The sequence below is a fragment of the Facklamia sp. P9177 genome, assembly GCF_050409585.1.
Lineage (GTDB): Bacteria > Bacillota > Bacilli > Lactobacillales > Aerococcaceae > Facklamia.
Genome location: NZ_JBNUPE010000008.1, coordinates 1 through 24,016, shown reverse-complemented (window position 1 = coordinate 24,016; position 24,016 = coordinate 1). Strand labels below are relative to the sequence as shown.

Annotated in this window: 17 protein-coding genes and 1 pseudogene; 3 read left to right on the top strand and 15 right to left on the bottom strand. The window is 36.2% G+C overall.

The window, feature by feature from the left end:
- Positions 1 to 18 precede the first annotated feature (18 nt).
- The 3 genes and pseudogenes from ACQV18_RS05405 to ACQV18_RS05395 all read left to right on the top strand — a co-directional run.
- Entirely contained in the window at positions 19 to 342 is a 324-nt protein-coding gene (locus ACQV18_RS05405) for a hypothetical protein (protein ID WP_428873570.1), read from the top strand.
- A gap of 15 nt (positions 343 to 357) precedes the next feature.
- Complete coding sequence (gene uvrC, locus ACQV18_RS05400; protein ID WP_428873569.1) at positions 358 to 2,169, top strand: excinuclease ABC subunit UvrC; 1,812 nt, start codon at positions 358 to 360, stop codon at positions 2,167 to 2,169.
- A 550-nt stretch (positions 2,170 to 2,719) separates the two neighbouring features.
- Positions 2,720 to 2,848: pseudogene (locus tag ACQV18_RS05395) on the top strand (IS3 family transposase); the annotation flags it as partial.
- A 129-nt stretch (positions 2,849 to 2,977) separates the two neighbouring features.
- On the opposite strand, the gene ACQV18_RS05390 reads toward ACQV18_RS05395, so the two are convergent.
- From ACQV18_RS05390 to ACQV18_RS05320, 15 genes are all read right to left on the bottom strand, one after another.
- Positions 2,978 to 3,865 (bottom strand): YitT family protein, encoded by an 888-nt coding sequence (locus tag ACQV18_RS05390; protein ID WP_428873568.1) that lies wholly within the window; start codon positions 3,863 to 3,865, stop codon positions 2,978 to 2,980.
- 110 nt (positions 3,866 to 3,975) lie between these two features.
- Complete coding sequence (gene gatB, locus ACQV18_RS05385; RefSeq protein ID WP_428873567.1) at positions 3,976 to 5,406, bottom strand: Asp-tRNA(Asn)/Glu-tRNA(Gln) amidotransferase subunit GatB; 1,431 nt, start codon at positions 5,404 to 5,406, stop codon at positions 3,976 to 3,978.
- A gap of 10 nt (positions 5,407 to 5,416) precedes the next feature.
- Positions 5,417 to 6,883, bottom strand: coding sequence for an Asp-tRNA(Asn)/Glu-tRNA(Gln) amidotransferase subunit GatA (gene gatA, locus ACQV18_RS05380; protein ID WP_428873566.1), 1,467 nt, complete (start codon positions 6,881 to 6,883; stop codon positions 5,417 to 5,419).
- A 1-nt stretch (position 6,884) separates the two neighbouring features.
- The gene (gatC, locus tag ACQV18_RS05375; RefSeq protein ID WP_428873565.1) at positions 6,885 to 7,184 is read right to left on the bottom strand and encodes an Asp-tRNA(Asn)/Glu-tRNA(Gln) amidotransferase subunit GatC; all 300 of its coding nucleotides are present in this window, start codon (positions 7,182 to 7,184) and stop codon (positions 6,885 to 6,887) included.
- Between the two features lie 16 nt (positions 7,185 to 7,200).
- Entirely contained in the window at positions 7,201 to 8,502 is a 1,302-nt protein-coding gene (locus ACQV18_RS05370) for a CamS family sex pheromone protein (protein ID WP_428873564.1), read from the bottom strand.
- On the bottom strand, positions 8,492 to 10,516 hold the full coding sequence (ligA, locus tag ACQV18_RS05365; protein WP_428873563.1) for an NAD-dependent DNA ligase LigA: 2,025 nt from the start codon (positions 10,514 to 10,516) through the stop codon (positions 8,492 to 8,494). Before ligA ends, ACQV18_RS05370 begins: the two co-directional genes overlap by 11 nt.
- Before the next feature lie 10 nt (positions 10,517 to 10,526).
- A complete protein-coding gene (locus tag ACQV18_RS05360) occupies positions 10,527 to 12,908 on the bottom strand; it encodes a UvrD-helicase domain-containing protein (RefSeq protein WP_428892678.1) in 2,382 nt (793 codons plus the stop codon).
- Positions 12,909 to 13,048: 140 nt separating this feature from the next.
- Positions 13,049 to 14,185 (bottom strand): ATP-grasp domain-containing protein, encoded by a 1,137-nt coding sequence (locus tag ACQV18_RS05355; RefSeq protein ID WP_428873561.1) that lies wholly within the window; start codon positions 14,183 to 14,185, stop codon positions 13,049 to 13,051.
- A gap of 27 nt (positions 14,186 to 14,212) precedes the next feature.
- Positions 14,213 to 14,863, bottom strand: a complete 651-nt coding sequence (locus ACQV18_RS05350) for a glycoside hydrolase family 73 protein (RefSeq protein ID WP_428873560.1) — start codon at positions 14,861 to 14,863, stop codon at positions 14,213 to 14,215.
- A gap of 68 nt (positions 14,864 to 14,931) precedes the next feature.
- A complete protein-coding gene (locus ACQV18_RS05345; RefSeq protein WP_428873559.1) occupies positions 14,932 to 15,453 on the bottom strand; it encodes a hypothetical protein in 522 nt (173 codons plus the stop codon).
- A 129-nt stretch (positions 15,454 to 15,582) separates the two neighbouring features.
- Positions 15,583 to 17,631 (bottom strand): serine hydrolase, encoded by a 2,049-nt coding sequence (locus tag ACQV18_RS05340; protein ID WP_428874875.1) that lies wholly within the window; start codon positions 17,629 to 17,631, stop codon positions 15,583 to 15,585.
- 93 nt (positions 17,632 to 17,724) lie between these two features.
- Positions 17,725 to 20,637: an FtsX-like permease family protein gene (locus ACQV18_RS05335; protein ID WP_428892677.1), complete on the bottom strand. Its 2,913-nt coding sequence runs from the start codon at positions 20,635 to 20,637 to the stop codon at positions 17,725 to 17,727.
- A 12-nt stretch (positions 20,638 to 20,649) separates the two neighbouring features.
- A complete protein-coding gene (locus tag ACQV18_RS05330) occupies positions 20,650 to 21,351 on the bottom strand; it encodes an ABC transporter ATP-binding protein (RefSeq protein WP_428873556.1) in 702 nt (233 codons plus the stop codon).
- Between the two features lie 18 nt (positions 21,352 to 21,369).
- Positions 21,370 to 22,563, bottom strand: a complete 1,194-nt coding sequence (locus tag ACQV18_RS05325) for a class I SAM-dependent rRNA methyltransferase (RefSeq protein WP_428892676.1) — start codon at positions 22,561 to 22,563, stop codon at positions 21,370 to 21,372.
- A gap of 72 nt (positions 22,564 to 22,635) precedes the next feature.
- The gene (locus ACQV18_RS05320; protein ID WP_428876304.1) at positions 22,636 to 23,808 is read right to left on the bottom strand and encodes a hypothetical protein; all 1,173 of its coding nucleotides are present in this window, start codon (positions 23,806 to 23,808) and stop codon (positions 22,636 to 22,638) included.
- Between the last annotated feature and the right edge of the window lie 208 nt (positions 23,809 to 24,016).

The window sequence follows — 24,016 nt, the reverse complement described above, 5'->3', positions numbered from 1 at the left end:
AATTTAAGGAGCATCCAAATGACTAAGAAATTTCAATATAAAGGGATCGTCATTTATCAAAAATTAATTAAAGCCAGTGATCCGACATTGGTCTTATTTAAATTGAAACTAATCAAGCATCCATTAAATCCTATTGACTTAATAAACCAAGAATTTACTGCTTTGATTGCCCGTAAAGCTTTAACTTTTATGTATGAGGTTATGGTGGGAGATCAGATTCTTATATACGGACACTTTAACAATAAAAAGCAATTTATTACTGAAAAATATCTTATTGAAAAAAGAGTCCCCCGCTCATATGAAAAAGTAATCCAACAACTCCCTAATCAAAAAAAACTCTAGAAAGGAGACCCATCCTTGCCTAAAGAAAGCCCTGAAGAAATACGACATAATATTGAACAAAGACTCCCTTTATTACCTGAATTGCCCGGATGCTACTTAATGAAAGATGCTAATGATAAAATTATTTATGTGGGTAAAGCTAAAAACTTAAAAAACCGCGTGCGATCTTATTTCAGAGGAGCCCATGATAGTAAAACAGCAAAACTGGTTTCTGAGATTCATCATTTTGAAACAATTGTTACCAATTCTAACAAAGAAGCTTTGATCCTTGAAATTAATTTGATTCAACAATACAAGCCGCAATACAATATAAAACTTAAAGATGGCAGTATGTATCCTTATTTAAAAATAACTAATGAAAAGGACCCTCAATTAATTATTACCAATCGAGTTCTTAAGGATGGCGGACATTATTTTGGACCTTTTCCAAACGTACAAGCCGCTACAGCCACTCAACAATTATTACATAAAATTTATCCTCTAAGACGTTGTGGTAAAAATGAAAAGCGCGCTTGCTTTTACTACCATTTGGGACAGTGTATTGGTTGTTGTGATCATCCCGTTTCAAAAGAAACCTACCAAAAGCAAATTAATCGGATTAAACGTTTCTTTAATGGTGAAGTCGGTCCAATTAAAAACGACTTGAAGCGCAAGATGTCTGAAGCAGCTGATAAGCTAGAATTTGAACAAGCTGCTGATTTACGCGATCAGATTGAATATATTGAGACAACCGTTGAAAGACAAGCTATTATGAGTCAAGATTATGATAATATGGATGTCTTTAATTTCTATTATGATAGGGGATGGATATCTATACAAACCTTTATGTTAAGACAGGGTTCTATTCTTAAACGTAAAGCTGCTCTTTTTCCTAGTTATGGTGAAAAAGAACCAGATCATGAACTAACAACTTATATTGCTCGCTTCTATAAAGAGCAATATAATGTTATTCCAAAAGCTATCTTAGTCCCTGCTTCTGTTGATCAAGAGGTTTTAGAAGAAGTCTTTGAAATTCCTGTTCAAACACCTCTTAGAGGAAAGAAAAAGGCAATGCTCGATTTGTGTGAAAAAAATGCTAAATTAGCTTTAGATGAGAAATTCCGCTTAATTGAAGCTAGCACACGTAAAACGCTGGGCGCCATCGAAGAGTTAGCAGAGGCCCTTCAAATTGAACAGGCTAATCATATTGAAGCATTTGACCACTCACATATCCAAGGTGTTCATACGGTCTCGGGGATGGTTGTTTATCAAGAGGGTAAACCAGATCGCAAAAATTACCGTAAATTTAAGATTAAGAGTGGAGATGGAGCCAATGAATTTGCTCATTCTCAAGAAGTAATCAGGCGTCGTTACACTCGCTTGCTCAAAGAAAAAAAACCATTACCTGATTTAATTTTGATGGATGGAGGGATTATACAAGTAAGAGCCGCTAGAGATGTCTTGGAAAATGAGTTAGGATTAGCTATCCCCGTAGTCGGTATGGTTAAAAATGATAAACACAAGACGGCCTCCTTACTGGAAGGTTACACTGAAAAGATAGTCGACCTTGATCCGCGTTCCCAAGCCTTCCACTTTATTCAAAGAGTGCAAGAAGAAGTTCATCGGTATGCAATATCTTATCACCGAAAAGTACGTGCTAAGAGTCAGGTGGCTTCTATTTTAGATACTATACCAGGAGTTGGCCCGGCTACACGCTCTAAACTTTTAAAACACTTTAAATCATTACAAAAAATTAAAGAATCTGATGTAGACACTCTGCGTAGATTGGGCATTTCCCGTCCGACCTCAAAACGAATTCTCGAATTTCTTAATGATTCTAATAACTGATAAGAAAAACCTTGCATAATTGGCACTGACCCCGAATAGTGAGACAAACATAAAAACACCTCCGTTGAATTCGTGTGAAATGAATTTAATGGAGGTGTTTGATTAGGGTTAATCACCTAGCTTATTCTGCAGAAACAAAATGGAAATGTATTGAATTGAAAAATGAAAGCCGGACTAATAAACAAATAATGGATGAATTAAACATTAAGAACACATCTCAAGTAAAAACTTGCTGGCGTTGGGATCGTTAAGGTCAAACCTAGCGCTTCAATCAAGCTGGAGGTAAAGAATAGACTTATGGCAAAGGATTAGAAGAACTTAGCGAGATAGATCCACTCAAAATCAAATTAAAACGTCATCAAGCAGCGATGGATGTCCTAAAAAAACACAAAGTGTTGAAGAGGAGTGGGTACCAAAAGTAGTCGTCGAAACGGTTGAAAGTTTAAAAGCACATGTTTCGGTGAGTTTAATCCTCTCCTGCTAAGGGATCGCTCGATCTACTTATTATCGTTAGAAAGTTCGTGTAAATGCTAACCTAGAAAATGAAGGGAAAATTAAAATTGGACAATTATGTAAGAAACAGCCTTTCACCTATGGTTACCGTAAAATCACCCATTTAATCAACTTAGAAACAGAAAAAACTGTTAATCATAAGCGAGTTCAACAAAAATTAGGCTAGGTGTCACCGGTTCAATACCGACAACAAACAGCCTAACAAAGGTGTTCTTTATTCTGTCCCATTTATGGGGTGCAGTGCCAAATCATGCAAGGTTTTTATAATTATTCTTAAGAAATAGAAAGCATTATATTAGCCATTTGTATTTAAAATACTTTCGTCAGTCTCTAAAGTCATTTCTTCAGGTTCACGTAAGAAGGTAAAGCCTTCACCATCCACTTGTTGAACATCGTTAACCGCAATAAATGCTTTAGGGTCAATATTATGAACAATCTTTTTAACCGCCATTAGCTGACGATTGGAAACCACCACATATAATATTTGTCGTTGAGCCTTTGAGTAGAAGCCATAACCAGAGAAGATAGTAACCCCGCGCTTAACTTTATCCATAATTTCATTACCAATTTCTTCATGTTTTTCTGAAATAACAAACAGTGCATTTTTAGGATTGTAACCTGTAACCCAGAAGTTTAAGATTCGGCTATACAGGAGAATCCCAACAATGGAAATAGCGCCTTTTTCTAGACCAATCGCAAAAAATAATAAGGAAATAATCACTCCATCAAATATTAGTAAAGCATTTGAAACGCTAATTCCAACATACTTATTCAAAATTAAAGCAAGAATATCTGTACCTCCGGTTGATCCACCGCCACGAATGACAATTCCCAATCCTGTTCCCATAATTACCCCTGATACTAAAGGAGCAACTAATTGGTTATCTGGAATGAAAGGGGTAGGCTGAACGACTTTTAAAAAAAACGAAAGTGCAGCAATTGATAAGAGCGTATAAACAATCGTCATTTTACTCAATAATTTCCAACCAATAATCAGAATAATCACGTTTAAAACGAAGGCGGTCTTAGGAATATCAAAGTTTAGAGTATAGTGAAGAAAGAGGGTAAAACCAGTAACTCCGCCATCTCCCAACTCGTTCGGTAAAGATACTAAGTTGATAGCTAATGCGACTAAGAATGTTCCGACGATTGTCATTAATAATGACGATATGATATTTTTCATTTTTACACTTCCTATCTTCTTTTATAAATGGCTTTTCTTATAATTGTTTGAATCCAGTAAAAACGACACAAATGTCGGTTTTCACTTGTCTCGTTTTTGATTCCTTATAGCTACATTGTTTGCAATTTTTCAAGGATTAACTCATTAACGACTTGGGGGTTTGCTTGACCTTTAGTTTTTTTCATAACTTGTCCTACAAAAAATCCAACAGCTCGATCTTTTCCATTCTTATAGTCTTCAACGGATTGTGGATTATTTTCAATAATATCTTCAATCAAAGGTTTCAATTGGGCTGGATCTGAAAGTTGAGCCATTCCTTGAGCTTCAACAATTTCTTTAGCGTTGCCCCCTTCTTGAGCTAATATTTTGAAGAGTTTTTTGGCAATTTTGGAAGAAATTGTTCCTTTATCAATTAGTTGGATCATTTCTGCTAAATTCTTAGGAGTTAAAGCTGTTTGAGAAAGCTCAAGCTGTTGTGCATTTAGATAAGCAGATACTTCTCCCATTAACCAGTTGGAAGCTTGCTTTGCATCTGCTCCTTCTTGAATAGTTTCTTCAAAGAAATCTGACATTTCCTTTTGAAGGGTTAAGACCATGGCATCGTATTCCGGAAGCTGATAATTCTCAACATACTTTTTACGACGCACTTCTGGCATTTCTGGCATCGTTTGCTGGACTTGATCAATCCATTCTTGTGAAATAGTTACCGGTGGTAGATCTGGTTCAGGGAAGTAGCGGTAATCTGCCGCCCCCTCTTTAGTACGCATTAGAATCGTTTGTCCTGTTTTCTCGTCATAACGACGTGTTTCTTGATAAATGATACCACCAGATCTTAAAATATTTTCCTGACGTTTTTCTTCAAACTCTAAACCTTTGCGAACATAATTAAAGGAATTTAAGTTCTTGATTTCAGTTTTTGTCCCGAAAGCTTCTTGGCCAAAAGGTCGAATTGAAATATTACCATCGCAGCGTAAAGAGCCCTCTTCCATTTTCACATCCGAAACGCCTGTATACATTATTCTCTCCCGTAAGGCTTCTAGAAAGGCGTGGGCCTCTTTAGGGGAACGAATATCTGCTTCGGTAACAATTTCAATTAATGGCGTACCTTGGCGATTTAAATCAACATATGAATAGCCGTCCACTCCGTGTGTGTTTTTTCCTGCATCTTCTTCCAAATGAACACGTTCAATACGTATCCGACGTTTTTTTCCTTCTACTTCAATATCCAGGTATCCATTAGACCCGACCGGTTGATCAAATTGAGAAATTTGGTAGGCAGATGGATTATCCGGGTAAAAATAATTTTTACGATCAAACTTCATCTGCTTAGCTACCTGGCAATTTAAAGCTAGAGAAGCTTTCATTCCGTATTCTATCGCTTGGCGATTCATAGTCGGTAACGCTCCCGGATAGCCCCAATCTTTCTCATTGGTATTGGCGTTGGGATCCACACCGAAGCCAACAGGTGAGGAAGAAAAGATTTTAGATTGGGTTTTTAATTCCACATGGACTTCAAGTCCGATTACTGTTTCAAAATTCATCTAGATCCTCCTATAGTTTAGGTGCTTGCTTAACAAAGTCGTGACCTTGCTCAAAATCATAAGCCATTTGGTAAAGTAAGGCTTCGCTATCCACTGGGCCTGTGAGTGCCATTCCAATAGGCAAGCCCTTGCTATCAAAGCCGGCAGGTACAGATAGACTGGGTATTCCAGCCAAATTAACCGGGATTGTCAACAAATCTGCCACATACATTTTGAGCGGATCTGAAATGCGTTCACCAATTTTGTAAGCTGTCGAATTAGTGACCGGTCCCATAATAAGATCGAATTGATCAAATACTTCTTTAAAGTCTTGAATAATTAATGAGCGCACTTGCGCTGCCTTCTTGAAGAATTTATCATAGGCGCCTGAGCTTAAAGAATAAGTCCCTACCATTAATCGTCGCTTGACTTCAGGACCAAAGCCTTCAGAGCGAGATTTTAAGTAGATTTCTTCTAAATTTTCAGCTGCTTTTGAACGATAACCGTAGCGAATACCGTCATAACGCTGTAAATTAGATGAAGCTTCCGCAGAAGCTAGTATGTAATAAACATTAATCCCGTACTCAGAGTGAGGAAGAGAAACTTCTTCAACGATTGCTCCTTTACTTGTAAAATAATCAGCTGCTTTTTCCATTGCTTGACGAACATCCGCATCAATGACCTCTGATTGATATTCTTTAGGAAAAGCAATTCGCTTGCCTTCAATGGATTGACCAATCAAACTGCTAAAATCTAATTTTTCGTCGGCTAAACTGGTCGCATCATTTGGATCATGCCCCGCAATCACTTGTAAAAGTAAAGCGTTATCTTCAACTGTTAAAGTCATCGGTCCGACTTGATCAAGACTAGAAGCAAAAGCGATCACTCCATGACGAGAAACACGACCATAAGTTGGCTTCATTCCAACAATACCTGTATAAGAGGCAGGTTGACGAATCGAACCACCGGTATCGGTTCCTAAAGCTGCTGGCACCTGTCTAGCACTTACGGCTGCTGACGACCCCCCCGAAGAGCCTCCTGGTACTCTTTCAAGATCCCAAGGATTTTTACTTGTTTTAAAATAGGAATTTTCAGTAGATCCTCCCATAGCGAACTCATCTAGGTTAACCTTACCCACTATAATGGCTCCTGCCTTTTTTAATTGTTTTATAACAAAGGCATCATAAGTTGGCACAAAATCTTCAAGCATTTTACTGGCTGCAGTTGTTTTAAAATCAGCTGTTAAAATATTATCTTTGATTGCTATAGGAATGCCTTTTAATAATTTTGAATCATTATTCGAATAGCCTTCTTCATCTGCAGCTTTAGCCACTTCAAAAGCCGGCTCTTTAAAATCTTCATAATTTAAAAAGGATTGAACAGCACTCTCCAAAGTCTCAATTTGCCGGTAGGTATGTTCAAGCAATTCGACAGCTGTAAATGTTCCTGATTCTAGCCCTTTTTTCATCTCAGTAATGGTTGTTGGGAATTTTTTCATCTTAATCTCCTTTTTCATCTTCGATAATCACTGGTACTTGAATATAGCCTTCATTTACTGTTGGGGCATTATCCAATAAGGCTCGATAAGACGGATTAGGGACTGCGATATCTTCACGATAAACATTCTTCAACTGGTTACCATGATAAGTCGGCTCGACACCTTCCGTGTTCACCTCTTGTAAATGCTCAACCATTTCAACAATCTCTTGGATATTTGGAGCAAATTGGTCCAGTTCTTCCTCACTAAAACTTAATTTGGCTAATTTTGCAACATGCTTAATTTCCTCGCGTGTAATCATTCTTTTCCCCCTCTTCTTATTGTCTAAATATATGTGATTGATACTCCGTTTCTCCTGCATTTCTACCTATATAAGCTTCTGTATCCGCATTAGAAACAATTTTAATCTCAATTGCTATGTTCTCAGGTAATGTTTTCTGCGCAGTGTCCAGCACATGCTGACTTAAAGCAGTAATTTCTGTTGTTTGATAAAACTGTGTGACTATTTCAATATCTAATGTTTTCAACTGATCGTCTGCATATAATACTTGACCGGAAATACCATTCAGATTGGGGAAAAACTCACGAATGCCTTTAGAAAAACTATCAAAATAAGCGTATTTTTCTGCTTCGACACCTGAATCAGTCATAGGTAGAGCAACTCGGTATTCATTAAGCTCTTTCCAATCAGAAACCGCATTTCCCTCACGTGAAATACCATCCAAGACAAAACTACCCCCTACAATTTCATCAGAAGGTGCCTGTCGGTATATACCCACTAGAATAGGAATAGATCTCAATTCTTCGGTTGCTCTTAAACGACCCACAATTATATTAGCATAAGCTCTTCCGCGCTCACGCATTTCTCCCATAGAGATTTCTTCTTCGTAAACAACCCCCTCTGGGTCGGTGTACTCATAACGTGAATTCATGGATAAGCCAAGAACAATACCTGCTAGCTTGTACCCTGTTTCAGTTTCAACCATAATATTTTTTTCTAAAATTTGCGATAAGTAAATAGGCGTAGATTGAACCTGAGTGACAACCTGATCTGGCCTACCGGCGTTCTCATCAATGATATTACCCTCTACATCAACCATAACCTCTTGACCATCTTCTAAAACCGAAGTTACTGTCGCTTCTTCAATAGTAGGGGATTGATTCTCAACAGTAGTATCAGTGTCAGAAGATGTTGTTTCACGATTAGCACCACCACTATCGACAGGGATAGCAGGGTTTAAGCCTGCTGGATTATTGTCTGCTTCTCTGCCTACCCAAGAAGTCAGTGTATCACCATCAATCAATTGGCCTTCTTGTAAAAAGTATTGATCGGTAGGAAACACCTCTCGTGACAAACGTAACAGACCATCTTCGAAAGCAAAGGCATTGCCCGTTGAAGATAATGTGTAGTCTGCACTAGCTGAGGGGCCGAGTTGATACTTACCATCTGTTATTACAGCTCGATAATTTTCATTAGCTAATTGGTTAGAAGTTGACCTGGCCATCACCTTCTCAGGTGTCAGTTCTGCTTCTTCTTTTTTTACCTCTAAATTATTTAAGCAACCTGACAATAAAGTAAGACAGGTTAGCAATGTGATACATTTCAATTTATTTTGCATCGTTAATTCCACTTTCTACTAATTTTTCTATAAATGTAGATTCATCTATGATTGTAACACCTAAATCCCGAGCTTTTATTAATTTACTGCCGGCTTCTGCCCCCGCAATCAATATATCTGTTTTCTTTGAGACTGAGCCGGTTACATTTGCTCCTAAATTTTGTAAAATTTGCTTTGCTTCATTACGAGTATAAGCATTCATACTACCAGTTAGAACAATAGTCTTTCCTTTAAATTCATTGGTCTGTTGAGTGCCAATCACGGTTGTTTGAAAATCGGTTTTGACACCTATTTTTTTTAAACGATCAATCAATTTTAATGAAGACTCTTGTTGGAAATAATGAACCAGTGATTGAGAGATGATTTCACCTATGCCCTCAATTTGACCGACTTGTTCTGCCTCGGCAATCATCACTGTTTCTATTGTACCAAATTCTTCGGCAATTAGGCGAGCAGCTTTTGCACCGACATGACGAATTCCCAAAGCAAATAGTAATCGATCTAATCCCCTATCCTTAGACTCATTAATCGCTTGGATCAAGTTGTTAGCTGACTTTTCTTTAATCTTATCAAGTTTTAAAAGGTCTTCTTGCTTGAGATAATAAAGATCAGCCGGATTTTCAATCAAATGATGGTCCAATAATTGCTCAACAATTTTTTCACCCAGACCATCAATATTCATGGCTAATCGGGAAACAAAATGAGTAATCTGAGCCAACCTTTGGGCGGGACAGTTAGGATTAACACATCTTAAAGCCACTTCATCTTTAATTTTCACTAGCTCTTCATGACATTGTGGACATTCGGTAGGAATAGCTACCGGTCGATCATCTCGCTTTCTTTTAGTTAGATCAACCTCTAATATTTCGGGAATAATATCTCCTGCCTTATGGATAACGACTTGATCACCTATATGTAAATCAAGTTTTTCAATAAGATCTACATTATGAAGACTTGCTCTTTGAACAGTGGTTCCTGCCAATTGAACAGCCTCCATAATAGCGGTAGGGGTAACTACTCCAGTTCTACCCACTGTCCAATCTACATTAAGTAAAGTTGTTTGAGCAACTTCTGCTGGAAACTTGTAGGCAATTGCCCAACGGGGCGCTTTAATAGTATGCCCCAATTTTTCTTGATATTCAAAAGCATTGACTTTAATAACCACTCCATCAATCTCATAGGGTAATTGGTGCCTTTTTTGGCCAACCGTTTGGATAAACTCCCATACTTCATTAAAATTATGACATTCTTTTCTAAAAGAGTTCGTTCTTAAGCCAACAGCTTCCATCTCTTCTAGGAGTTCTCCTTGAGAAGTTGCCTCTATATCCGATTGACTAGAGCAATTATACATAAATATGTTTAGTTGCCTCTTTGCTGCCTTTGCGGGATCTTTCTGTCGCAATGCACCAGCTGCCGCATTGCGAGGATTAGCCAAGGGACTTTCCCCTGCCTCATCTCTTTGTTCATTTAATTTTAAAAAGACCTCTTTAGGCATATAAGCTTCTCCTCGAAATTCACCTGAAATGGGCTTTCTCAGTCGTAATGGTAAGGAATGGATTGTTCGTAGGTTTTGAGTAATATCTTCTCCCGTTTGACCATTACCTCGTGTAGCTCCTCGAACAAACAAACCATCTTCATAAGTTAAGGCAATGGCAAGACCATCGATTTTACACTCACAGATAAAAGAATGCTGAGACCCAACCACTTCTTCTACCTTTTTAATAAAAGCGTGTATGTCTGCTTCATTAAAAGCATTACTTAAAGAGTACATGGTTTGAGCATGTTTAACCTTTTGAAAACCTTCTAACAGCTGGTCACCCACTCTCTGACTAGGTGAGTCCAAAGTGACCCACTCCGGATACTTAGCTTCAATCATGAGCAATTCTTGATACAGCTCATCATACTCTGCATCCGTAATTAATGACTGATCCAATACATAGTAAGAGTAAGCATAATTATTTAATTTTTCTTTTAAAGCATCTAAACGTTGTCTTTCTTTCTGCTGATTAGACATCAGGAGCCTCCTAATCTGATAACTTAGTAATTGGAGCAAATGCTGCCATTAACTGTTTAATTCCTTGCTCTGGAAAAGCTACTTTTAAAATTTGGTCGCTAGCTGACTTGTCAACTTTTACAATTGTCCCTTGACCCCAAGCTTTGTGGTCCACTTTGTCTCCCACTTGCCAGTTAATCATTTCTAGACCTTTGACATTTGAAGTTGCTTGGAAAGCTCGCTTCTTCTTAACGGGAGCCGAAGGGGGACTTAACTTAACTCTATTGGCTTGGTTTTTTCCTCGATTATTTGCAGTAAATCTTTTGACTCTTCCTGGAAGTCCAATATGGTCAAGTAAATCTTGTTCAATCTCATCTATAAATCGACTAACTAAATTTTGCTGATAACGTCCGTATAGTAGACGATTGGATGCTGCTGTTAAATATAATATTTCCTCAGCGCGTGTCATTCCTACATAGGCTAATCTTCTTTCTTCCTCTAAATCTTCTTCATTATCAAAAGAACGATAGGATGGGAAAATCCCTTCTTCCATTCCAACAATAAAGACAACCGGAAATTCTAAGCCCTTGGCTGCATGTAGAGTCATCAAAGTGATACCCATTTGTTCATCCTCTTCTTGGTTATCACTAACCAAAGACAATTCTGTAAGGAATTGAGTCAATAAAGCTGTTGATTGATTAGTATCGTCCTCACTTTCCACTGCTGACTCAAATAGATCCAAAGCAACATTTGAACCTGATATTTCTAAAATTGCTTGCGATTCGATAGTGCTTTGATCTTGATTTTGAAAATCAGGATCTTTTTCTAACAGTAAACTATGATCCTCTTGGTCAAAAAGTTTAGTTACTGAAGCAAATTCTTCTAAGTTTTCTAAGCGAGCTCGACTTTCAAGAGTGCCTTCTTCAATTAAAGCCTGAGTATAGTTTGAAAGCTGCCACACTTGCTCTACTAGTTCACTCATAGAGAGATATTTTGCTTGTTCTTGAAGATTTTTAACCATTTGAGCAAACGTTTGTAATTTCTTTTGTACTGCTTTAGATAGTTGAGACTGATCTAAATAATCGATCGCCATGAACCAGGGTAACTGAATCTGAGCAGCAAAATTTGATAACCGCTCGATAGTGGTATTTCCAATTCCACGTTTAGGAACATTCACAATTCGATTAAAGCTAAGGTTGTCAGCGGGGTTATTAATTAACCTTAAATAAGCCAAGGTGTCTTGGATTTCTTTACGAGCATAAAACTTCAAGCCCCCAATAATTTTATAAGGTAAATTGGCTTTTAACAGCTGGTCCTCTAAAGAGCGTGACTGAGCTTGAGTTCGATAAAGAATAGCAAAATCATCATTTTTTAAATTAAAACGATCTTTAAGCTCAATAATTTCTTGAATAACAAAAAGCGCCTCCTCTGAGTCGTTGTCTGAATGATAAAACTTAATCTTGCTTCCTTTGTCCTTATTAGACCATAATTTCTTAACTTTACGATTTCGATTATTTTTAATCACACTATTAGCTGCAGCTAAAATATTTTGACTGGAACGGTAGTTTTGTTCTAATAGAATCGTTTTAGCTTGAGGAAAGTCAGATTCAAAGTTTAAAATGTTTTCCATATTTGCGCCGCGCCAGCCATAAATAGATTGATCAGCATCTCCTACTACACAAATGTTATTAAGAATTCCTGTTAATAATCGAATGAGTTGATACTGAGTATTATTGGTATCTTGGTACTCATCAACATGAATATATTGAAACTTATGCTGATAAAAGTGACGGACATCATCATATTCTTCTAATAATTTAACAGTATTAAGAATCAAATCATTAAAATCCATGGCGTTGGCTTGTTTTAATTTTGTCTGATAAAGTTGATAGACTTTTGCATAAATTTCTTCAACAAAATTACCGGCAGTTTGTAAATAATGTGCTGGGCTTTTACCTTCATTTTTTGCTTGTTCAATTTGCCATAGAAGATTCTTATCTTTAAATTGTTTGCTATCTAAATTTAATTCTTTTAACACTTGACGCATCAAAGTTAGTTGTTCAGATGGGTCTACGATTGAGAAATTTCGTTGATAACCGATTTTTTCGCCCTCTCTTCTAAGTATCCTCACACACATTGCATGAAATGTTGAGACCCATATAGAGTCTGCATCTGGGCCAACTAAGTTTTTAATCCGCTCTTTCATTTCATTTGCGGCTTTATTTGTAAAAGTAATAGCCAATATATTCCAAGGATTTACTCTTTCTTCTTCAACAAGATAAGCGATTCGGTGAGTAAGAACCCGTGTTTTTCCTGAACCTGCCCCAGCGGCTATTAACAGCGGTCCCTGGGTAGTCAATACAGCCTCCTTTTGCTTATTATTTAATCGACCTATACTTTCTAATAAATTCATATTATCACTCCATTTCACCAACGCTTCCAATATTTGATATTATATCAAAAATAAGAACAATCTCCTATGTCCTTTATAGCCTTCTCCCAACTCCTCATAAAATAAAAAGAAGCCAAGGCTATCCCTTCAGCTTCTTAATTCTATTGAATTTTATATAATCCGGTCATTTCAATTTGCCGATCACACGATATTAAACTATCTCCCGTTATGATTACCTGTCCTTCCAAATGATTGTGTAATTGTCCAGGAAAATTTACTAAAGCAAAACCCCAATCTGTGCGAGACATATATTGTGTCATGACATTTTCTATATTTAAATATTCTAAAGGAATCGCTATAGCTGCTGCTGATTTTACTTTTAAGGTAGGCAAAGGCAAGCCTGACAGCGCTCGCATACACGCTTCGAATTGCGATATGGACATCGAGCCGATTGTAAAAGTTGCCGCTTGCGATAAGCCAATCGAAGCTTGATTGATGTAAATAACACCAGAAGATGTAATAAAGAACTCTAATGTCAAAGCCCCAATCAATGTAAGTGACTCAGCAATTAATCGGCCTAATCGGTTGATTTCATTAGAAACCTCATCAACAATACGCGCAGGATACCTTACTTGTGTACCAATAATTAACCCTTTATCTACTAATTCAAAGGGAGGATAAATCAATAATTCTCCTCGCTCATTTCTGACAACAGTCAAAGAAACTCTCTTCTCAACTGGAATCCAAGCCTCAAGTATACATGTTGCTTGCTCAACTTTCTTCTCTGCTAAAGGTAAATCATCCTCATTGAATAGAAGAATGTGGTCCTTGGCTTGATTCAAATGTCGTTGTCCTGACTTAAGAACACAAGGATAACCTATATATTCTATCGCTTCTTTAATATCTTCAATGGAAGTCACCATTGAAAAAGGTGCTACTAAACTTTTAGTAGAGTCTAAATAAACTTTTTCAATTAAACGGTCTGTTGTAATTGCAACTAAATCTTCTGATAAAGCCAAGTCAGTATATTCTTCCAATAATTTATAATGTCGGTTTGATAAAATACCTGGTTCAATATATATCATATCCACTAAGCTTGCAAATTCGATTAAACTCTCGTCTTGATAGTTAGCATCGACTATTTGCCAATAAGAAAATTGTTTGACCGGGTTTTCATCATGACTCACCATGCTTGCTACACGATACCCCAATCTTCCGGCCTCTTGGGCCAGTAAAGCGGTTGTAAGTGAGTCTCCAATAATACCAATCATACTTCCTGGTTGATGTCTTCGAACCATTTTATCCCTCCCATCATATTATTCTTTTTATGGTTGATCATATTGATCCAATTGCCACTCTTCAATCATATTTATTAATTTTTCTCCGTAATTTGGATCGGTTGCATAACCCGAATCTTGTAATGCCTGAGCTTGTGATTGGAAATCCTTGGCTTGTAATACAGCTTGATATTGATTAGGATCCCAAGAAGTTCCATTAATCATTAAAAGAGCGTGCTCACGCATTGATGCTTGTCTAGAAGGATACACCTTAAAATAATCCTTAATCTCAACCCACTCGCCATCAAAAAACTCCATTGTTGGATAGAGTGCAGAATTAGGATCGTCAGCACTTGTTTTTACACCATATAGATTATTATGCTGGCTAGCTAATTGACTTCTACCAAAGTCCGATTCTAAAACAGCTTGAGCTAAAGACACAGAAGCATAGACACCAAACTCTCTTTGTAAAGCTTGGGCAGTTGGGACCAAATCTGCAATAAATTGTTCTTTGAGCAAGTGATCTGATTGATAAAGCTCATTTTGATAAAAATTAGGAGCCGGTTGTGACATCCAACGAAATAACAACACAAAAAGTAAACTAATAAAGATAATCATAAAGAAGCTTAAACATCCTAATCGTTTAAAGAAAGCTTCCTGCCATTTTTTGAATTGTTTAAGTTTCTTATTATTTTTCAAAGTTTTTTTTCTGGGTCTATGAGCTTTTTTGCGTTTTCTTTGCACCAAATAGCTTCACCACTCTATTTTTATTCTTCGACAGTGTCTCTTACTTTATCACTTTGGTCATCAAACCATTGTAAGAGTTTTACCTCATCAGTTTCTAATTGTTGTCTCAAAACTCCAGGTAGACGAATTTCTATTATATCGTTGTATCCCCAAAATTGATAATCTGCAATTAATTGCAAGATCATTGTGTTCTGTTGGTTTTCTGAGCTTTCACTCTGATGCCATTCTAAGCGTACCATACCATGGTTAACCCAAGTCTTGGCGATTTGATATTTAAGATAGAGGTATTCTCCAACAGGATTAGCTGAAACCTCTGGAATTATTTCAGCATTTCGCACAACTTTTTGAACAAGCATCCATTCATAGTCAGTAAATAAAGTCGATATTATTTGGATATTTTCAAATTTTAAACCTTGTTCTCCTTTTTTCCATCGGTCCCAAGATTGAGGACTAATGCCTAACTTTTCCGCATAAAAAGCTTTTTCAGTTTGAAATTTCTCTTTAATAGCATGAATAACGATTTGTATCAGTGTAGGACTCATTGAAATTCCTCCCTTTTTCTCTATTATACACCTAAAAAGTGATGTGAGAAGTGGAAAAGCTCTTAAAAATAGAAAGACTTCTTAAATTGAAGTCTTTCTATCTCAAAACTAATCATTTGAATAAACCTTTTAATAATAATACCAAGCACCATTTTCATCTTGATACCAGGTGCCTCTACGGTATTCATCGCCAAACCAGTAATAATTTTCTGTTTGCTTGCCATTATATAAATTATCTGTCGGCTCTACACCTGTTTCAACCGATGTAACAGGTGGGGTTACTACTGCTTGAGTAGTCTGAACTGGTTCTTGCGTCACCTCAAGAGTAGTTTCATTTTCTAAGATCTCAGCACCTTCTTGGTTCGCTAAATATTGTATGAGTATATCATTAATTGTTTGGCTTATCTTACCATTCATTTCATAAGGTTCAGTGAATTTTTTTGTAAGAACTACATAAATATAGTCTTCTCCTGCTGCTTGAGCAATCCCGGCAATATGTTGAAGTTGTGGGTTTTCTTCGGTAGTTAATAATTCGTAACGTTGAGTCACATTAGCATTATAATTGGGAAATTTATCTGTGAATGGTGAGAGATTGACTGATTCTTTCAGCAAGTCGTCATATTCTCCATCAATCAATTCGTTTTTAGCTAATTTGACAAGTAAATTAGCTAAGTCCGTTACATCAGTGACTGCACCCGTTATGTAACTATCTTCTTCAATAGCTAATGGAGCGTTCATACGAGTAGCAAAATATCCAGACTCTTTTAACCAGTAGTTAAAGCGGTTGACACCCTCAGCAAGCTGAACGAGATGATTCATGGCAGAGGCATCTCCTGATTGAATAGTTAAATCAATCAACTCTTGGACTGTATAGGAATCTCTAGCTTGACTTGCCACTTGTCCTGTATCCCCAGAAGCAATTAATTGTGTTTTAACAGGGATTTCTTGGTCAAGAGTAATTGTTTCTTCTGCTAGCAATTCATAGGTACGTTGTAAAATAAACCAAGCGATTAGACGATCAGCCTCCATTGTTTGGTTTTCATAAACAAAGGGTGCTTTATCTCCTAGCTGTTGAATTTGTAAAGCTACTGTTTCCTGATTAGAAAAGTAATTGGTAACTATTTGATTAAACTGATCAATTCTTTCTGCTTGATCTTGCTTATTTGGTACTTCATAAGCGATGCGTTCTGAAAAATTCTCTGCACTTATTAAAAGCTCTTGTTGACTTGTATCTTCACCAATCACTGATAAAGCGGGATCATTAAAGGATAATCTAAGTTTCTTGCCTTCTTTAAAAAGAGAAAACTCATCCTTCAATTCTGCTTCAGTCTCATTATATTTCACTTTAAAGTTAAATGTTTCTTGATCTACATCAGAAAGAGAGTTGGCAAAATCGAGATTAACTGTAATCATCGGATAAGCATCCACATCTACCTTTGATTTTTCTATTTCAAAAACAGTATCTTCTACAGTGGTTGTTTGATTTTCTTCTTCTGATTTTACTTCAGAAGAAGAATTATCTGAAGTAACATTCATTGTTTTTTCAGTATCCTTTGGAAGTTGAGAAGTCTCAGTTTCTTGGACAGGTTGTTCACTATTTTGATTTATTATTGGGTCCAAATAACTCTTAACCATGCCTACCAATTGAGGTCCGTAAACAAACATTAAAAAAAAGGCTGCCAATAAAATTAACCATTTGACAATAGTCCAAAGCGTTTTACCAAAACTAGTCTTTTTAGTTCTAGGGACAATATAATCTTCAGCATTATCGGTGGATTCATCAGAAAATAATGAGCCAGTGTACGGATAAGATAAAATTTCGTCTGCCCTTTTCTTAAAAGCTTCTTCTGAATCCTCTTCCGATTCATTGCCTTTTGAATTTGATTGAAGTGAACGTTCATAAGCTAATTTAGCTTCTTTTTCTGCTTCTGCTAATTCTTTTTCAAGAGATCGCCTAACAGGAACGTGCTGTCTATTGTCTTTGATAGCTTGAGAATGTTTTTCATTATCAGCTACTTCATTTAGACCACGGATATCTTTTTCAACTGATATTTCATCATTAGGTTTTCTCTTTTTCAATAAACTCTGTTCTTTTTTATCTGCTTGATTAAATCTATAACCGCAGTACGCACATTGGGTCTTACTACGGACATTCCGTCCACAATTTGGACACTTCATTTGATTGCCTCCTCTTAGATAGTCGCTCTATAATTGGTTCTTAACTTAAACCATTGTAGCATATTCTTAAAGGGCTTAACAATACGGGACTGATTAATCAAGTCCCTTGAGAGCTTCTACCATATTAATACGTTTTATTTTTTGGTGCATGATCAGCATAACAGAACTTGAGAAAATAAATGTAAGAATAAAGGATATTAAAAAGGATGCTAGGGTTGCCCTAGGATAAAAGAGCATTGAATTCATTTGCATCTGTTTCATAATAATATGTGTAAGCACGCGTCCAGCTATCAAGCCAAAAAAAGAACCTAATACTGTGATTATAAAGATTTCCTCATAGACATACAAACTCACTTCTCTTGCATAAAAACCTAAAACTTTGATAGTGGCCAGTTCACGATTTCTCTCTTCTATATTAATATTGGTCAAGTTATACAAGACCACAAAAGCTAAGGCTGCCGCTGAAACGATTAAAACAATTGTAATGACGTATAAACTATCCATCGTCTTGCTAACTACTTCTTCTATATTAGTTATATTAACGATAGCTTGAACATCCTCATTATCTTGTAACTGGTCTTCTATACGAGTCACTTTGGCATTAGCTTCATATTTCAGTAAAAAAGCATTAATTTGAGCGGGCTTTTCAAACACCTGATTGTAGTCACTTTCTCCCATATAGAGATAATGATTGACATAGTTTTCTGCTGCTCCCTTTAAAGGAATCGTATAATTTTCATCGTCCATTTTAAAGATAGCTTTAGAGTTGGGTTTTAAGTTGAATAACTCAGCTAATCGTTCTGTATAAAGAGGTCCTGCTTCATCTAAATCAACTGGTTCAGCCACTTTATCATCTCCACCTTGTCTTACAAATACAAAGTCTTTAAATGATTGAACATCACCTAGCGGAACTATTAAATTGACATTTTCTTTTTCAACATCATTTTCTAATTCTAAGGATTCTGAACGGATTGGATAATACGCTTCAATGCCTTCGTAATCTGCTAATTCATCTTGCAGTTTTTGAGTTTGGTATTGGCCTAAATCTTCATTCAAGACCAGGGTAGCATCATAGCGTTGTAATTGCTCAAATTGATTAGAAAGCAAACCTGAAATAGTATCACTAATTCCAAAACCAGTGAGAATTAACATTGAACAGCCTGCTACACCAATGAAAGTCATGAGATTTCTTCCTTTATATCTGAAAAGGTTTCTCAAAGTCATTTTACGATTAAAAGATAAGCGTTTCCAAAACTCAGTCCAATTTTCAAGTAAAATTTGTTTACCTTGTTTAGGGGGTTCAGGTCTTAAAAGTTGTGCAGGAGCTTGCTTTAACAATACATAAGGTGTATATATTGCTGGTATCAGTGTACAAGCTAAAGCAATGGCACCGACAATCATATTCCAATATAAAGAGCGAGGAATCAATGGGTTAGCCAAATAAAACATGGAATTATATGCTTGTAGAATAATTGGTGGAAAGATACGATAGCCCAAAGATATTCCTAAGACTATTCCAATCACTCCTGCTAACCCAGCATACACCACAAATTTTAAGATTACTTGCCAGCGATGGTATCCCATTTGTTGCATGGTTCCCATATAGTTTCTTTGTTCACTTGACATGCGCTTAACAGTTGTGAAAACAACTAAAACGGCAATAGCAAAAAAGAAAACTGGAAACAAATTAGAAATAACATTCAATTTTTCCGCATTTTCTTTCAGCGATTTATAAGCTGCATCGTCTTGACGTGTCAACACATGATAAGTCGGTTCTTTTAAATCTGCTTCTAATTCTTTAAGTTCCTCAAGTGCTAATTGTCCTTCTCTTAATTCTAGATTATTCTCAGCAATACTATCTGCTACAGCTTTTTTTGAGCGACTCAGTTGATTTTCTCCGAAAAACAACTCATTACTAGCCATTAAGCTTTGTTCTTGACCTTCCAACAACTCTGCTTGTTCTTCAGGCTTTCCTAAAGCTTGAGGATTATTAGAGTCTATATTGCCTTCTAGAGACTGCTGCAATAAGTTTTCTTCAATTTGACTAAATTCTATCTTAGCTTCTTGAAGGTCTTGTTCAGAATCTATCAGTGTCTTTTCGACTTCGGAGATTTTTTTATTTGCCGCCTCAAAGTCATTATTAGCTTCTTCTAAATCTGAACTAACCTCATCATATTTAGCTTGAATATCCTTTTTACTGGCTTCCAAACGCTGTTTTGGACGATTAGCTAACAAATCTTCTAATTTAATTTTTAGTTGATCGAGCCTTGATTGATAAGCTGGTTCATAAGCTCTCTTTCTATTATTACGTATCCAATAGAAAACTTCACTATAGTAACTGGCTTGTATTTGATCTTCTTGAATTAACCCAAAAACAGAATGGTCGAGGCCTCGATTAATGCGTTCATAATAAAGTGGTGTTTGAACAAATCCAACAACTTCAAACTCATTTGTTATCAATTCACTATCTTTTATTGAAAAGATTGAATCTGAATTATCACTATCTATAGCGTCTTCACTTGCTCGTTGGTTCAGAGTGATTTTTACCTTATCTCCAACTTTGACAGACTCGTTTGGATCAGTATTAATTAAATCAAGATACTTACTATCCAATGTGATTTCAGAAGCTTTCTGTGGAAATCTCCCTTCAACCAATTGATAATATTTTTTATCTTGTTCATTGATACCAAAAACTTTGATGGGTTGAGTACTTGGCTCAACCATACCAATAACTGATTTAATGGGACGTAACCGAAGTTCTGCGCCATCTTTTAAATTTTTAATTTCTTTAATGTCATTATCATTAATACCTTGAGTAGATAATATACGACCGTCGGGCAAATCATAAGTTTCATAATAGTCACGCGCGGTTTCTACCATAGCTGGTCCTGTTGCTTTGATTCCAATAAAAAAAGCAACTCCTAGACTAATAATAGCTAATATCGATAAGAATCGTGGGAAACTTTTTAATATCTCACGAAAGATATCCTTTATGAGCGATTTCATGTTACCTCCTTTCTACCAATGTAAATCTAATACATTAGTAGGATGCGGATTTTTGACGATTTCTTCTACTTGTCCATTACGAATTTTAATCACACGGTCTGCCATTTTCGAAATCACCGTATTATGAGTGATTACCACAACAGTTGTACGTGTTTCTCGACATGTATCTTGTAATAATCTCAAAATTTGTTTGCCGGTTTCATAATCTAAAGCACCTGTAGGCTCATCACAAAGAAGAATTTTGGGTCTACCTGCTAAGGCCCGCGCAATAGAAACTCTCTGTTGCTCTCCACCAGATAGCTGAGCAGGAAAACTATCTAATCGATGTCCTAACCCTGCTTCTTTAAGTACGGTTTCTGCTTGCATATTACTTTTAGCAATGTGGATCATTAATTCCACATTTTCTTTAGCTGTTAGGTTAGGAACTAAATTATAATTTTGAAAGACAAAACCAACGTTATTTCGCCTAAAACGCGTTAACTGCTTAGCCTTGTATTTAGCAATGTCTTCTCCATCTATAACTACCTGTCCGGAGGTCGCTTGATCCATTCCACCTAAGATATTTAGTGTAGTTGATTTACCAGCTCCGGAAGGACCTAAAATAACCACAAACTCTCCCTCATCAATTGTAAAACTGACTCCATCATTTGCTCGTGTAACGACTTCGCCAGTTTTATATTCTTTAACAACTTCTTTTAATGCAATATAAGACATTCTTACTCCCTGCCTTTCTTATTCAGAACAATAATATACCAGAACTGTAAGATACTGACTCGTAGGATCAACGGAAGAAGGGTAGTCTTCGGGAAGTCTAAAACTTTGAATCAATTGAACCTTCTTGCCACTTAAACGCCCAGCTTCATTCATATCCTCAATAAATTTATCTTTTGAGTAAGCTGAATGGTTTGTGGATAAGACACACAAACCTCCTGCTTTCGTTATTTTAAACAAATCTTTAGCCATTTTTATATAATCAGTTAAGGCTGAAAAAACATAACGTTTGGTTCGGGCAAAACTAGGAGGATCACATACCACCATATCAAAATCTTTTGAAGAGCGTTTGACATAGTCAATATAATCAAACACATCCATAATTCTAATCTCGTTAGATAAATTGTCAGCGTCCAATTGATTAATTAAGAAATTTTCTTTAGTTAACTCTAATGAACGGTTAGCTACATCTACACTGATAGTATTACTGGCACCACCTAGGCTAGCTGCAACTGAAAATGCACCCGTGTATGAAAAAAGATTTAACACAGACAAGCCTTTTGCTTGCTCTTGAATATACTGTCGTACCTCTCTTTGATCAAAAAAAAGGCCTGTCATCCAATCCTGACCTAAATAAATAGCATACTTTCGATTCTGTTCTTTAATAATTAGAGGCTGTTGGGCTTCTTTTCCGGTAACATGTCCCATTGCTTTTTCACTATCACCTATTGGAAAACGCTTGGTTTCGTATATACCTGCAACTTCAAGTGGAGATTCTAAAAGAATTTCAAGCCACCAATCGCGATACTCATAAGCACCTTTAGAATACCAGTTGATTTGAATGAAATGGTCATACCAGTCGATTGATATTCCTCCTAATCCATCTCCTTCACCATTGAATAAACGAAAACCCGTTGTTGTAGGGTCGTCCAATAGAGATTGTCTACGTTCAACAGCTTCTTGAAAGTAAATTGAAAAGAGTTCTTTGGACCACAAATCTTCCAAATTTAAGCTAAAAACCCAAGCAAAGCCTTTGTTTTGCCGACCAACGAAAGCTTGCCCTTTAAAGTTATGACTGCGATCAGTAATAGAGATAATCATCCCCTCAGGTGCATCTTTAATATCATCAGGAGCTTCAAAGTCTTCTAACCTTATTAATTTTTCTCCTGCTTGAATTCTTTGACTCGCAAAATCTTTTAAATAAAAACACTTCATTCTATTACCTCTTTCATTCTTAAGATCATTTATAGTAGAAGCCTCTAGAAAACAAGCCCATTTCTTAAAGCATTACTTTTTCTCTTTTGATAGTAATTCTTCCATTAAATAGTCAGCAGCTGCCGGACTGATTGTTTTAAGACTTGTTCTTTGGGGAATAACTACTTTTTTAGGTTTAAAAGAATATTCTAATCGAACTCTTTTAGTAGTAAGTTCAGCTGTATCTTTGCTAAAAAAGTTAAAAGCTACATTTTCTACAATACCCTCCAAGGTAACATCTAAAATTTGTTTATCTGGATCAAAGTCCATGGTGAAACTCGTTAATTTATCAGTTAAACCTTGGCTCATCAAATTTAGTGTTTTATTGAACTGTGGTGTTCGGTGTTCCGTTTCCTTAACTTGTAAATGGTTAGAAAATTCGGATTCAATTTTTGTTCCGAATAAAAAATCATTCGCTTGCTCATTAATTTTAATTTGATGGTTGAATTGATTTTCCCAATCTTGATACTCGCTCATGATAGATGAAGTAGAAGGTTGAATTAAATGATCTAAACGATAAGAGATGGATAAGAAGGGGTGCTTATCAAAGAAAAGACTTGGAATATCGATTCTTTCAATATTTAAATGATATTGATCCTTCTTGAAACTTAATTGTCCCTTATCTACTCTCATTAACTTATCCCGATTAGGAATGAGCAGCAAAGAAGTCGCAGGCTTTTCATTAAGATTAACCGTCCCGATTGTTTCATTTGAAAATTCTGTATAAAGATTAGTGTACTTAGCCATTTGTTTATCAAACTGGTAATTAAAAAAAGCTTGTTTAAAATAAGCTAGGCTATCTAAAAAAGCAAATTCTTTTACATAGAACAAACGGTGTCTTCCATATGATATAAAGCCAAAATCTGCTGTCTCGGGATAATCATCTTCCATTTGAAACTTTAAATCGCCCTTCAGGTCTCCTTTTGTAACATCTACTTGGTAGGTCGCTTGCCCCATCGCTTGATTTTTATCCAGGTTGGTCCACTTCATCTTGACCTCAAATTCTTCAACCTCTTTCAAATCAATTAATGATTCTGAAAGTTTCTTAAGTAATTCTTGATCCACTTTGTTTTCTATTGATGTTTTAGTTTCTGTTAATGACTCTGTGGTTATTTGATTCGCTTTAGCAGAAATAGGAGTATATAATAAAGCTAATAATATAGTGAAAATAAAAAGCTTATTGACTAGTTTAAATCCTCTATCCATAAATCCTTCTCCTTTTTAAAAAGTCTTACTATTATTATAAATGAAGTTCAGCTTTAATACACCAACAATCTACTCTATAAAATTAGCTTCAAAAAACCTCTAAATTTGAAGTGACCCCCAAAAGTTCGAGTTAAAAACTAACTTTTGGGGGTCCTTTTATGTCTAAAAATAGGCTTCTGAATTGAAAATGAAAGTGATTGAAGGGTAT

What these genes read in the sequence shown, in the direction of transcription:
- ACQV18_RS05405 (WP_428873570.1), top strand. Translation starts at nt 19, where the DNA reads ATGACTAAGAAATTTCAATATAAAGGGATCGTCATTTATCAAAAATTA.
- ACQV18_RS05390 (WP_428873568.1), bottom strand. Translation starts at nt 3,865, where the DNA reads ATGAAAAATATCATATCGTCATTATTAATGACAATCGTCGGAACATTC.
- gatB (WP_428873567.1), bottom strand. Translation starts at nt 5,406, where the DNA reads ATGAATTTTGAAACAGTAATCGGACTTGAAGTCCATGTGGAATTAAAA.
- gatA (WP_428873566.1), bottom strand. Translation starts at nt 6,883, where the DNA reads ATGAAAAAATTCCCAACAACCATTACTGAGATGAAAAAAGGGCTAGAA.
- gatC (WP_428873565.1), bottom strand. Translation starts at nt 7,184, where the DNA reads ATGATTACACGCGAGGAAATTAAGCATGTTGCAAAATTAGCCAAATTA.
- ACQV18_RS05370 (WP_428873564.1), bottom strand. Translation starts at nt 8,502, where the DNA reads ATGCAAAATAAATTGAAATGTATCACATTGCTAACCTGTCTTACTTTA.
- ligA (WP_428873563.1), bottom strand. Translation starts at nt 10,516, where the DNA reads ATGTCTAATCAGCAGAAAGAAAGACAACGTTTAGATGCTTTAAAAGAA.
- ACQV18_RS05360 (WP_428892678.1), bottom strand. Translation starts at nt 12,908, where the DNA reads ATGAATTTATTAGAAAGTATAGGTCGATTAAATAATAAGCAAAAGGAG.
- ACQV18_RS05355 (WP_428873561.1), bottom strand. Translation starts at nt 14,185, where the DNA reads ATGGTTCGAAGACATCAACCAGGAAGTATGATTGGTATTATTGGAGAC.
- ACQV18_RS05345 (WP_428873559.1), bottom strand. Translation starts at nt 15,453, where the DNA reads ATGAGTCCTACACTGATACAAATCGTTATTCATGCTATTAAAGAGAAA.
- ACQV18_RS05340 (WP_428874875.1), bottom strand. Translation starts at nt 17,631, where the DNA reads ATGAAGTGTCCAAATTGTGGACGGAATGTCCGTAGTAAGACCCAATGT.
- ACQV18_RS05335 (WP_428892677.1), bottom strand. Translation starts at nt 20,637, where the DNA reads ATGAAATCGCTCATAAAGGATATCTTTCGTGAGATATTAAAAAGTTTC.
- ACQV18_RS05330 (WP_428873556.1), bottom strand. Translation starts at nt 21,351, where the DNA reads ATGTCTTATATTGCATTAAAAGAAGTTGTTAAAGAATATAAAACTGGC.
- ACQV18_RS05325 (WP_428892676.1), bottom strand. Translation starts at nt 22,563, where the DNA reads ATGAAGTGTTTTTATTTAAAAGATTTTGCGAGTCAAAGAATTCAAGCA.
- ACQV18_RS05320 (WP_428876304.1), bottom strand. Translation starts at nt 23,808, where the DNA reads ATGGATAGAGGATTTAAACTAGTCAATAAGCTTTTTATTTTCACTATA.